The organism is Ruegeria sp. TASC047, from assembly GCF_059612445.1.
Map to the genome: position 1 here is coordinate 107,202 of NZ_JBXWQP010000038.1, position 11,316 is coordinate 118,517.

Below are 11,316 nucleotides of genomic sequence, written 5' to 3' on the forward strand. Positions count from 1 at the left end.
TGCCAATTCCCTTTTCCTTGTTCAGTGTCGCGCCGCTTAGCTACAGGATTCCCCGATGGCAGACCAGCATGCCGAATTGACGTGGACCGAGGATCAGATACCGGTCTCGGACCGTTTCGACGATCCCTACTACTCGTTGCAAAACGGGCTGGAAGAGACGCGCCATGTGTTTCTGGCAGGCAATGGTCTGCCAGAACGCTTTGCGCCGGGGTTTCATATTGCCGAGTTGGGCTTTGGGACCGGTCTGAACCTGCTGACGGTTTGGTCTGAATGGGAGAAATCCGGCCAAACAGGCCCGCTTCGGTTCACCAGTTTCGAAGCCTTTCCCATGGCCACGGATGATATGCGTCGCGCGCTTGAGGCCTTCCCCGAGTTACACCCGTGGAGCAGCCGGTTTCTGGCCCATTGGACAGGTCACGCCTGCAATCTTGAAACCCTTCAATGCGAAGTGATCATCGGCGATGCGCGCAACAGCCTGCCGCAATGGGCAGGCATGGCCAACGTCTGGTTCCTTGACGGGTTCTCTCCTGCCAAGAACCCTGAATTGTGGGGGGCAGAGCTGATGCAGCAAGTGGCGGCGCATACCGCTACCGATGGCACGGCAGCGACCTATACAGCCGCCGGGTTTGTTCGACGCGGGCTTCAGGATGCCGGTTTCACCGTCACCCGTACATCCGGCTATGGCCGCAAGCGGCACATGACGCGGGCGCTCAAGGCATGACGCAGAAAAACAATGCAGGTGCGGGTATCGCGCTGATGGTGGGCGCGACGATTGTCTTTGCCTTGCAGGACGGTATCTCACGCCATTTGGCCGGAACCTATAACACCTACATGGTGGTGATGATCCGCTATTGGTTCTTTGCGGCCTTTGTCATTGCACTGGCGGCGCGATTTTCCGGCGGGTTAAGGGCGGCCATGCAGACGAACCAGATGGGGCTTCAGATACTGCGGGGCCTGCTGCTGGCCACCGAGATCTGCGTCGCCGTGTTCGGTTTCACAGTGCTTGGTCTGATCGACAGTATGGCCGTTTTCATAAGCTATCCGCTGCTTGTCGCCGCGCTGAGCGGTCCCGTTCTGGGCGAAAAGGTTGGATGGCGGCGCTGGGTTGCGATCGGTGTCGGTTGCATTGGTGTTCTGATCATTCTGCAGCCGGGCGTTGGTGTTTTTGATCCTTGGGCCGTCATACCGCTGATCTCGGCGTTTCTGTTTGCGATTTACGGCCTGCTGACGCGCTATGTCGCACGTCAGGACAGCACGGCCACCAGCTTTTTCTGGACCGGCGTTGTTGGTGCCATCGCCATGACCCTTTTTGGAATGTGGTTCTGGGAGCCAATGGCCCGCAGCGACTGGCTGTGGATGGCGTTGCTGTGCGTCAGCGGGGCAACGGGGCACTGGCTGCTGATCAAATGTTATGAGATGGCCGAAGCCAGCGCCGTCCAACCCTTCGCCTATTTCCACCTGGTCTGGAGCGCGATTTTGGGGATTTCGATCTTTGGTGAAAAACTGCGCCCCGAAGTTGTCACGGGCGCAGCGATTGTTGTGGCCGCAGGTCTGTTTACCTTATGGCGCGAACGCCGCCAGCGATGATCCGATCAGTTCCTGCGAAAACGGAACCGGCAGGGCGGGCTGCCCCAGACGGGCGCGGTAGACCGGCAGGCTTTCGGTCACGCGCATCACATAATTGCGCGTCTCATTGAACGGAATGGTCTCAATCCAGTCTACGATATCCACCTCACCGGTGCGCGGATCACCATAGCGTTCCATCCACGAGATCGGGCGCTTTGGACCGGCATTGTATCCGGCCGCCATCATGACGACATTCCCGTTGAACTCGGTCGCAAGGCCCGAAAGATAGTTGGCGCCAAGCTTGGCATTGTATTGCCAGTCCGACGTCAACCGACCGGTCTGATGGCCGCTGAGTATCCCCAGTTCTCCGGCCACCAGCTTGGCTGTTGCAGGCATCACTTGCATCAGGCCGCGCGCCCCCGCGCCGCTGACGACAACCGGATCAAATTCGCTTTCGCGCCGCGCGATGGCCAGCGTCATTTCCTTGGCCATTGGCAGACGCATGTCGGCCACCGGATGAACCGGGTAATAGGCCGCAGGCAAAACGGTGCCCGTGGTCGCTGCCCGCTTGGCGATCATCACGGCCAGATGCGGCTGTTTCAGCTCAATCGCAAGGTCGCCCAACTGATTGGCCTGCACAGGGTCAAGACCTTCGACAAGATGGGTCAGGAACCTCTCGGACAAGTTGTCTTCGCCGGCCTTGAGCAACAGCAGCCCGGCTTCCAGAACGCTGGAATCGGCGAACTCAGCCTGACGCCAATGCGGGGCGCGACGCGGATTGGCCAGTTCCTTGTCAAATGGTCGTCCGATCCGTTCCGCCGCCAGAAGACCATAAAAAGAGGTCTGATGATCCGCGCCCATGGCGTAGGCCTCATAGGCTTTGTCTGCGTCCCCAAGCTCGGCGTAAGCCCGCCCCAGCCAATAGCCGCCGCGCCCTTTCGAGATCGGCGATTGCACGGCATCCGAAAAATTCTGGAAGTGTCGCACAGCTGTGGCGGGGTCATTCAGTTTGCGCAGGGCCAGAAACCCGGCCAGCCACTCCAGATCCGCATAGGAATATCCCATTTCCGGGGTCATATGGTGCTTGGCCGCTACGTCATAAGCGCGCGCTGCCCGCCCCGATCGCATCTCGAGCCGGGCCAGACGGCGGCGACCCTCGGCCCATTTGTCAGGCTCGCCCAGGGCTTCCGGTCCGCTTGACCGTGCCAGCATCAGGTCGACGGCGCTGTCATCCAGTTCTTTCTTGTCCCGCCAGACAAAACGGTCGAATGCCAGCCCCGGCGAATCTGCCAGCGGCTTCGGCACCGCCGCCACCTTGCCGTCTACGCCTGGCTGGCGTTTCTGCAATGCGATCCGCGCTTCGGCCAACTTGCGCTCGTCGGTGCTGACCAGGGGCAGCATCTGTTCTGCGCTGACCAAATGGCCATCCCACAGCATCCGGTCCAGCCGCGCGGCATGGTGCGGCTTCAGCAGTTTGGCAAAGTTCTCCAGATAGTCCTTTTGCAACCCCGACCCCATCGGCATGGTACGCCAGGCTGTCACGATATCGGCTTCCGCCTCGCCAATGCGCCCTTTGGCCTTAAGGGCCACCGCATAGTTCAGCGCGCCTTCAGCAGTCTGAGGGGGCAAGCCAGCGTAAAACTTCAGAACTCTGTCGGGATCGGCCCCGGTAAAGACCGGCTCACTCTTGCGGCGCAGCCAATCCAGCCCGGGCCAGTCCGGGCGTCGTTCGAGAAACACCAGCACATCGCCCGAGCTGCCAAACCCCTCACGCAACCAGTGCCAGACGATGACATCGCGCGAGACCGAGCCGCGCTGGCCCGATACGCGCAGCGCCGCGTTCCAGTCGCCCTTGCGCATTTCATAAAGCCCGGCGCGCAAATCACCGGCCGCATCCGCGCGTGCGGCTTGCGGTGTCGTCACTGCGTATAGAATCACACCAGTCAACAGTGCCAGAAAGCGTGTCATCCCTTGCATTTCCCAACCAACCGAGGATAGAGCCTGTGAGGATAAACCTTGCGCAGGCGGGATCAACTCACAAAGCTGGAAACGTGAGAGGCCGAGGCGCAAAAACCGCACTATGCACCTTAAGGAGCGTGTCATGTTCAAAGGCTCGATGCCAGCCCTCGTCACTCCGTTCAACAACGGCGAGTTGGACCTGAAGACGCTAAAACATCTGGTCGAATGGCAGATCTCCGAAGGCTCGACCGGGCTGGTGCCTGTTGGAACCACCGGCGAAAGCCCGACGCTCAGCCACGACGAACACGAAACGGTCATCGAAGAAGTGGTCAAAACGGCTGCTGGCCGTGTTCCGGTTATTGCCGGTGCCGGGTCGAACAACACGGTCGAAGCCGTCCGGTTCGTTCAGTTCGCCGAAAAAGTTGGTGCCGATGCGGCGCTGGTTGTCACGCCTTACTACAACAAACCGACTCAACGCGGCCTGATCGCGCATTTCCAAGCCCTGCACGAGGCTGCGGATATTCCGATCATCATCTACAACATTCCCGGGCGATCGGTCATCGACATGACCCCGGCCACCATGGGCGAACTGGCCCGGTTGCCGCGTATTGTCGGGGTCAAGGATGCGACGGGCGATCTGGCGCGCGTCAGCCAGCAGCGTGCGATCTGTGGCAAGGACTTCTGCCAGCTATCCGGTGAAGACGCCACTGCACTGGGTTTTAACGCCCATGGCGGTGTCGGATGCATTTCAGTCACCGCAAACGTGGCTCCCAGGCTATGCGCCGAATTCCAGCAGGCCACATTGTCGGGCGATTATGCAAAGGCACTGGAATACCAGGACAAGCTGATGCCGCTGCACGAAGCGATCTTTATAGAACCCGGGTTGGTCGGCGCCAAATACGCGCTCAGCAAACTGGGTCTCTGCAGCACCGAAGTCCGCTCACCTCTGACTGAGCTGGAAGACAACACAAAAGCCGCGATTGATGCGGCAATGGCACACGCGGGCCTCATCTAACCCGGCCTTCAGAAACCGGAAAAGGCGGCCTCGACTACCGAGTGCCGCCTTCTTGGTTTTCAGGATCCAAACTTCATCTGGCCAAAAATATCCCGGGGGAGCCGCGGCTTGCCGCGGCGGGGGCAGAGCCCCCTCAGCGTTTGCCGTAATAAAGCCCCACGACATGTTCGGCCTGCGCAAAGAACAGCCAGCGAGAGGCCGCGACACCTGCCAGATGCGATGCCACTGCCAGCAGGGCCAGGAAATGGTTGAATGGCAGGACGAGCAACAGAACCGGCAGGACAAAGGCCAATACAAACGAGATCACCCTTAGCTTATCGGCATGTTTGCGCCCGACCACATGAACAAACTCACGCAGTAGATAGTTAGTACCGGTATGCGGTGGCTCGAACGCTCTGACGGTACCCCGGTTACCCAAACCTGTGGCTGTGCCCAGATTCGTTTCGGATGCTTCCAGCGCTTTGTCGCCTTTCTTCCAATACAGGATTTGAACCAAAGCGGCGATCAGCAGAAGCGGAATGGCAACCCGTGTCTGGCCAGCCAGCAACGCACCACCTGCCAGGCTGAAGCTCAGGAACATGGCGGGTGTCAGGTTCATATTCCAGCGCGGGATGGTCTTGAGTTGCGTGTAGATCATCGAAGTCGTGAACACGGTCGCCAGTGACATCAACGCTCCGATCCACCCCAGCAGGCTCCATTGCCGATCCAGAAACACCACGCCAATCGCGTAAAGCCCCATGACGACCAGGGCGAGCACGGCACACCAGCCCTCACGGCTGAGCCAGCTCGTTTTCCATTGAGTAAAAGCCTTCCAGGCCCGTTCCGGGTGGCCGAGATGGAAGGTCGAGGCCATCAGCCCTCCGACGGCCAGACCGTAAGCAATGGCGAAGAACACAAAGGCCACCCAACCCGAGACAGCCGGAAAGCCAAGACCAAGGAAGAAGAGCAGACCGAAGCCCAGACCGGACAGGGTGGTGAAGAGGATGACGGAGGGTGCAGGATGCATCAGAGTTTCTCCAACGTCTTGTCGAGCCAGCCGAGGAAGCCCTTGGGCTCTTCAGCGACAGGTGCCAACAGGGGGGCCAGGATGTCGATCTGATCTTCCACCGTGTCTTTCGGGCGCGGCGGCAGATATTTATTGACGGGTTTGGTGCCCATTTCGGGCATCAGGTCCATTCCGCCGCGGTCCGCAACAAGCTTGCTGACGTCGCTGTCCGGATCGCCCAGATCGCCAAAGTGCCGCGCGCCCGCCGGACAGGTTCGGACACAGGAGGGGATCCGGTCCACCTCGGGCAGGTTCTCGTTATAGATCCGGTCGACGCAGAGTGTGCATTTCTTCATCACCCCCTCGGCCTTGTCCAGTTCACGCGCGCCATAGGGGCAGGACCAGGCGCACAGGCCGCACCCGATACAGTCGCTTTCATTAACCAGCACGATGCCATCTTCGACCCGCTTGTAGCTGGCCCCGGTCGGGCACACGGTAACACAGGGCGCATCTTCGCAGTGCAGGCAGGATTTAGGGAAATGGATCAGTTGCGCGTGCCCTTCCGCCGGTTGCACCTCGTAGGAATGCACGCGGTTCAGGAAAGTGCCTGAAGGATTGGCGCCATAGGCATCCTGATCGGACAGTGGCGCGCCATAATTTTCCGTGTTCCAGCCTTTGCAGGAAATCACGCAGGCATGGCAACCAACGCAGGTGTCCAGGTCGATCACCAGACCCATCTTGCGCTCGGTGGAGTTCGGTAGCTGGGTCATGTCAGGATACCTGTGCTGTTGAGGACGGGTGAGGGGGCCAGCCCCCTCTTGAGCCTGCGGCTCAATTCACCCCCAGGATATTTGTGGCCAGATGAAGTGCGGATCCGGGTCATTTGCCCACCTTCCACGCCAAATTCGCAGGGCCAGTTCCTACAGGTGATTTGATCGGGTCAAAATGAGGCTGGCTTTGGGCATCGGCGGGCGCGTCGGCCTTTTCGATTTTCACCTTCAGGTCAAACCATGCGGCCTGACCAGTAATGGGGTCGGAATTGGCCCAACGTAGCCCGTCGCCTTTTGGCGGAAGCAATTCGTGGATCAGGTGGTTGAGCAGGAAACCCTTGGTGGCCTCGGGCGCGTCCTCTTGCAGGGCCCAGGCGCCTTTGCGTTTGCCGATGGCGTTCCATGTCCAGACGGTGTTGTCGTTCAGCGCGGCCATTTCCATCACAGGGACCGTAATCTCACCATGAGGGGATGTGATTTTGGCCCAATCTCCATCGTTCAGGCCGTGCTTGCGCATCAGCCTGGTCGGAACATAGAGCGGGTTTCGCCCGTGCAACTGCCGCAGCCAGGCGTTTTGCGTGCCCCAGCTGTGATACATCGCCATCGGGCGCTGGGTCAGCGCGTTGACCGTGAAGCCGTCGTTGCCGTGCTGATCGGTTTCGTACCAGATCGGAAGCGGGTCCATCGTGTCTTTGATCCGCTGGCGCAAATGATCAGGCGGCTGTCGGTCGCCATGGCCTTCGGCTGCCAGCTGAAACTTGCGCATCGGTTCGGAGTAGAGTTGGAATAGGTATGGCTGCGGGCTGTCATAGAGCCCCATGCCCACGGCCCATTCCTGATAGGCTGCATTCCACGGTTTGTAGTAATCCGCGCCTTGCGGGATATGCGCCACGTAGAAGCCACCGTTTTCGATATAGCGGTTCAACTGATCCGGGTTGACCTCTCCGCGCCCTTCCTTGTCGGCGTTTTCACCGCGGAATCCGGCCAGCGGGCCAATACCCGGTTTGCGTTCGTGATTGACGATGTAGTCGGCGTAATCGACCCATTTTGTGCTGCCGTCTTCATGGGTGAAACCCGGAAGTTTCATGCGGTTAGCGAGATCGATCAATACTGATTGAAACCCGCGCACGTCGCGGTCCGGTTCGATCACAGGCCAGCGGATTGCGTCAGCGGCCGCATCCGCCTCGCAAATCGGGCGATCCAGCAGCGAAATACAGTCGTGGCGTTCGAGGTAGGTCGTGTCCGGAAGGATGAGGTCCGCGTAGGCCACCATCTCGGAAGAATAGGCGTCCGAATAGATGATGCGCGGGATCACGTAATCGCCGTTTTCATCTTTGTCCGTCAGCATCTCGATAACACCCTTGGTGTTCATGGTCGAGTTCCACGACATGTTGGCCATGTACATGAACAGCGTATCGATCTTGTACGGGTCGCCCGCATGTGCGTTCGAGATCACCATATGCATCAGCCCGTGACTGGACATCGGGTTTTCCCAGGTGAACGCCTTGTCGATCCGCGCGGGGCTGCCATCTTCCTTCAGTGCAAGGTGTTCCGGGCCGCGGACAAACCCTAGGTGCGGCCCATCCAGCGGAGAATTGGGCGTCACCTTGCAATGCGGTGTCGGGTGCGCCTCGACCGGTTTGGGGTAGGGGGGCTTGAAGCGGAAGCCGCCGGGAACCTCGACCGTGCCCAGGATGATTTGCAGCACGTGCAACGCGCGGCAGGTCTGGAAACCATTGGCATGAGCCGAAACGCCGCGCATCGAGTGCATTGCAACAGGGCGGCCAATCATCTTGGTGTGTTTCTCGCCCCGGAAATCGGTCCATTCGTGATCCAGCTCAAACGCCTCGTCAAAGGCGACGCGCGCCAGTTCCGCTGCAATCGCGCGAATGCGATTGGCGGGGATACCGCATTTTTTGGCAACAGCTTCGGGCGCGTGTTCCTCGGACAGGTATTTTTCCGCCATCAAGTGAAATACAGGGCGATGAACGACACCGTCGTTTTCGTAGACCGCCGACAAATCCGGGCGAACGCCCGGCGTGTCGAAAGCCGTCACCTTGCCTGTATTCCGGTCGATGACCAGGGGCTTTCCGTCATCGTCGCGCAGGAACAAGCCCTTTCCGGCGCCTTCGGACGCGTCCACCAAAACCGGGGCATTGGTGTAGCGGCTGAGATAGTCGAGATCGATCTTTCCGGCTTTCATCAGCACATGGATCAACGACAGGATGAACAGCCCGTCAGTTCCCGGTGTGATGCCGACCCAATCATCGGCGACGGCATTGTATCCGCTGCGGATAGGGTTGACGCCGATAACGCGCGCACCGCGCGCCTTGATTTTGCCAATACCCATTTTGATCGGGTTGGAGTCGTGGTCTTCGGCCACGCCAAACAGCATGAACAGCTTGGTGTGATCCCAATCAGGCTGGCCGAATTCCCAGAATGCGCCACCCATCGTATAAATGCCGCCCGCAGCCATGTTGACCGAACAGAAGCCACCATGCGCCGCATAGTTGCAGGTTCCGAAATTTTGCGCCCAGAAGCTGGTGAAGCTCTGGCTTTGGTCCCGGCCGGTGAAAAAGGCAAGCTTTTCCGGGTTGTCTTTGCGGATTGGCTCCAGCCAGCTAACCGCCAGTTCCAGCGCTTCGTCCCAGCTGATCTCCTCAAATTCACCCGAGCCACGCGGGCCGACCCGTTTCAGTGGCTTGCGCAGGCGCGAGGGGGCGTTGACCTGCATGATCCCGGCAGACCCCTTGGCGCACAGGACACCCTTGTTCACCGGGTGGTCGCGATTGCCTTCGATATAGGCAACCTTGCCGTCTTTCATGTGGACGTTGATGCCGCATCGACAAGCGCACATGTAGCAGGTGGTCCTGCGGATTTCGTCCGAGACTTTCGGTGACGTATCAAGGATCGGCTGCTGATGGGTCATTTGCGGGTCCAGTTGGTTATTGCGGGAGGATATTGTCAGTTTCCTCGGTATTTTAGAACATCGTTCCGGAGGCGGTGCGTAAATTCAGTGTTACAGTCAATTTGCCTGTAGCGCGGTCACGGCGATCATCTGGGTCACATCCTCGGCGCTGCATCCGCGGGACAGGTCGTTGGCGGGTTTGGCCAGTCCCTGTAAAACCGGACCGATAGCGGTGTAGCCCCCCAACCTTTGGGTGATCTTGTAGCCGATATTACCAGCATCAAGGTTGGGAAAGATCATCACGTTGGCCTGCCCGGCGACAGACGATCCCGGCGATTTTCGCTCGCCAACCGAAGGTACAAAGGCGGCGTCAAATTGCAATTCACCGTCGACATTCAGGTCCGGCGCGGCTTGGCGCAGCGCCTCAGTGGCCTCGATCACCTTGTCCACGTCGGGATGCTTGGCGCTGCCCTTGGTGGAAAAGCTGAGCATCGCGATCTTTGGATCGACCTGCAGCAGCGTCCGGGCCGATGTGGCGGATGCGATGGCGATCTTGCTCAGCTCGCTCGCGGTCGGATTGATGACCAGCCCGCAATCGGAATACAGCATCGCCCGCGCCCCGGGCTGAGCGTTTTCCGGCGGGTACATCAGGAAGAAAGACGACACCATTCCTGCATCGGGGGCCATGCCAATCACCTGGATCGCCGCACGGACGATTTCGCCGGTCGTGTGAACGGCCCCTCCTACGGTGCCAGTGGCACGTCCGCTGCGCACCAGCATGGCGGCATAGACGGGGGGTGTTTCAACGGCGGCACGGGCCTTGGCCCGATCGACGCCTTTATGCCGGCGCAGTTCGAAAAAGGCCTCGGCAAACTCTTCGGTCAGGTCCGAAGTCTTGGGGTCATGGATCTCAACGCCCCGAGAGGCAGCAGCCCCTTGATCTTTCAGGGCTGCTTCGACCTCGGTGTACGGGCCAACCAGAATGATATCGGCCAGATTGGCCCTCTGCGCGTTGATGGCCCCTTTTGTGATGCGGGGGTCGTTGCCTTCGCTGAGGGCGATTATGGGACGGGTGGCCGGAGCGTTTTGCCGCAACAGCTCGATGGGTGTCAGGGTCATGTGCTCCGGCCTCGTCCTGGGGTTAAGCGCCCTGCGCTTTCATGTCATCGGCGCTGATGCCGGCGACTGCGACGGGTTTTTTCATCGCGTCGCGGCGGAAAGGCTCGCCAAGTTCCTGGTTGATCAGGGCCTCGATCAGCGTGGTGATGCCGTTCTTCTGGTCCTCGATCGCCTGGTTCAGCGCCGCGGTCAGCTCGTCCTGGGTGCGGGCGACAACGCCTTTCAGGCCACAGGCCTGCGCGATACCGGCATAAGACACCTTGGTGTCCAGTTCGGTGCCCACGAAGTTGTCGTCGAACCACAGGGTCGAGTTGCGCTTTTCCGCGCCCCACTGGTAGTTGCGGAACACGATCTGGGTCACGGCGGGCCATTCCTCGCGGCCAATCGCGGTCAGCTCGTTCACCGCGATGCCAAAGGCACCGTCACCGGCAAAGCCCACAACCGGAACATCCGGGCAGCCAATCTTGGCACCGACGACGGCGGGCAGGCCATAGCCGCAGGGGCCGAACAGGCCCGGCGCCAGGTATTTGCGACCCTCTTCAAACGACGGATAGGCGTTGCCGATGGCGCAGTTGTTGCCAATGTCCGAGGAGATGATCGCCTCTTTCGGCAGCGCCGCCTGAATGGCGCGCCACGCCATGCGCGGGCTCATCCAGTCGGGCTTGGCCGCGCGGGCGCGCTGGTTCCAGGTGGTGCCCGGATCGTCATCCTCATGGGTCATCGAGGTCAGTTCCTGCGCCCAGGCCGATTTCTTCTGCGCGATGCGCTCTTTGCGCTCCTTGCGGCCTTCGTCACCGGCGGTGTCGCTCAGCTGGGCCAGAATGCCCTTTGCCACCTTGGCGGCGTCGCCGATGATGCCGACGCTGACCGCTTTGGTCAGGCCGATACGGTCGGGGTTAATGTCGACCTGGATGATCTTGGCATCCGCGGGCCAGTAGTTGATGCCATAGCCCGGCAGGGTCGAGAACGGGTTCAGACGGGTGCCGAGGCACAG

Annotated in this window: 9 protein-coding genes; 3 read left to right on the plus strand and 6 right to left on the minus strand. The window is 60.1% G+C overall.

What is annotated here, in order from left to right:
- Nucleotides 1-55 precede the first annotated feature (55 nt).
- Together mnmC2 and AC2FLO_RS15265 are read left to right on the plus strand one after the other, a co-directional pair.
- Entirely contained in the window at nucleotides 56-721 is a 666-nt protein-coding gene (gene mnmC2 / locus AC2FLO_RS15260; protein WP_480588255.1) for a tRNA (5-methylaminomethyl-2-thiouridine)(34)-methyltransferase MnmC2, read from the plus strand.
- A complete protein-coding gene (locus tag AC2FLO_RS15265; RefSeq protein ID WP_496754031.1) occupies nucleotides 718-1,587 on the plus strand; it encodes a DMT family transporter in 870 nt (289 codons plus the stop codon). The genes mnmC2 and AC2FLO_RS15265 overlap by 4 nt, the downstream gene beginning before the upstream one ends.
- Here the strand turns inward: AC2FLO_RS15265 and AC2FLO_RS15270 are convergent.
- Complete coding sequence (locus tag AC2FLO_RS15270; protein WP_496754033.1) at nucleotides 1,561-3,534, minus strand: lytic transglycosylase domain-containing protein; 1,974 nt, start codon at nucleotides 3,532-3,534, stop codon at nucleotides 1,561-1,563. The genes AC2FLO_RS15265 and AC2FLO_RS15270 overlap by 27 nt on opposite strands.
- Nucleotides 3,535-3,667: 133 nt before the next feature.
- On the opposite strand from AC2FLO_RS15270, the gene dapA reads away from it, so the two are divergent.
- Complete coding sequence (gene dapA, locus AC2FLO_RS15275; protein WP_267363596.1) at nucleotides 3,668-4,540, plus strand: 4-hydroxy-tetrahydrodipicolinate synthase; 873 nt, start codon at nucleotides 3,668-3,670, stop codon at nucleotides 4,538-4,540.
- A gap of 133 nt (nucleotides 4,541-4,673) precedes the next feature.
- On the opposite strand, the gene AC2FLO_RS15280 is transcribed toward dapA, so the two are convergent.
- From AC2FLO_RS15280 to AC2FLO_RS15300, 5 genes are all read right to left on the minus strand, one after another.
- A complete protein-coding gene (locus AC2FLO_RS15280; protein ID WP_480588251.1) occupies nucleotides 4,674-5,546 on the minus strand; it encodes a dimethyl sulfoxide reductase anchor subunit family protein in 873 nt (290 codons plus the stop codon).
- Complete coding sequence (locus AC2FLO_RS15285) at nucleotides 5,546-6,295, minus strand: 4Fe-4S dicluster domain-containing protein (protein ID WP_267363598.1); 750 nt, start codon at nucleotides 6,293-6,295, stop codon at nucleotides 5,546-5,548. The genes AC2FLO_RS15280 and AC2FLO_RS15285 overlap by 1 nt, the downstream gene beginning before the upstream one ends.
- Before the next feature lie 109 nt (nucleotides 6,296-6,404).
- Nucleotides 6,405-9,224 carry a molybdopterin oxidoreductase family protein gene (locus tag AC2FLO_RS15290; protein ID WP_496754035.1) on the minus strand — a complete coding sequence of 940 codons (2,820 nt, stop codon included), beginning with the start codon at nucleotides 9,222-9,224 and terminating at the stop codon, nucleotides 6,405-6,407.
- Nucleotides 9,225-9,320: 96 nt separating this feature from the next.
- Nucleotides 9,321-10,322, minus strand: a complete 1,002-nt coding sequence (gene pta / locus AC2FLO_RS15295; RefSeq protein ID WP_496811718.1) for a phosphate acetyltransferase — start codon at nucleotides 10,320-10,322, stop codon at nucleotides 9,321-9,323.
- A gap of 22 nt (nucleotides 10,323-10,344) precedes the next feature.
- Nucleotides 10,345-11,316, minus strand: a 972-nt coding sequence (locus tag AC2FLO_RS15300; RefSeq protein WP_496811719.1) for a thiamine pyrophosphate-dependent enzyme, incomplete at its 5' end; no start/stop codon positions are given.

What these genes read in the sequence shown, in the direction of transcription:
- mnmC2 (WP_480588255.1), top strand. Translation starts at nt 56, where the DNA reads ATGGCAGACCAGCATGCCGAATTGACGTGGACCGAGGATCAGATACCG.
- AC2FLO_RS15265 (WP_496754031.1), top strand. Translation starts at nt 718, where the DNA reads ATGACGCAGAAAAACAATGCAGGTGCGGGTATCGCGCTGATGGTGGGC.
- AC2FLO_RS15270 (WP_496754033.1), bottom strand. Translation starts at nt 3,534, where the DNA reads ATGACACGCTTTCTGGCACTGTTGACTGGTGTGATTCTATACGCAGTG.
- dapA (WP_267363596.1), top strand. Translation starts at nt 3,668, where the DNA reads ATGTTCAAAGGCTCGATGCCAGCCCTCGTCACTCCGTTCAACAACGGC.
- AC2FLO_RS15280 (WP_480588251.1), bottom strand. Translation starts at nt 5,546, where the DNA reads ATGCATCCTGCACCCTCCGTCATCCTCTTCACCACCCTGTCCGGTCTG.
- AC2FLO_RS15285 (WP_267363598.1), bottom strand. Translation starts at nt 6,295, where the DNA reads ATGACCCAGCTACCGAACTCCACCGAGCGCAAGATGGGTCTGGTGATC.
- AC2FLO_RS15290 (WP_496754035.1), bottom strand. Translation starts at nt 9,224, where the DNA reads ATGACCCATCAGCAGCCGATCCTTGATACGTCACCGAAAGTCTCGGAC.
- pta (WP_496811718.1), bottom strand. Translation starts at nt 10,322, where the DNA reads ATGACCCTGACACCCATCGAGCTGTTGCGGCAAAACGCTCCGGCCACC.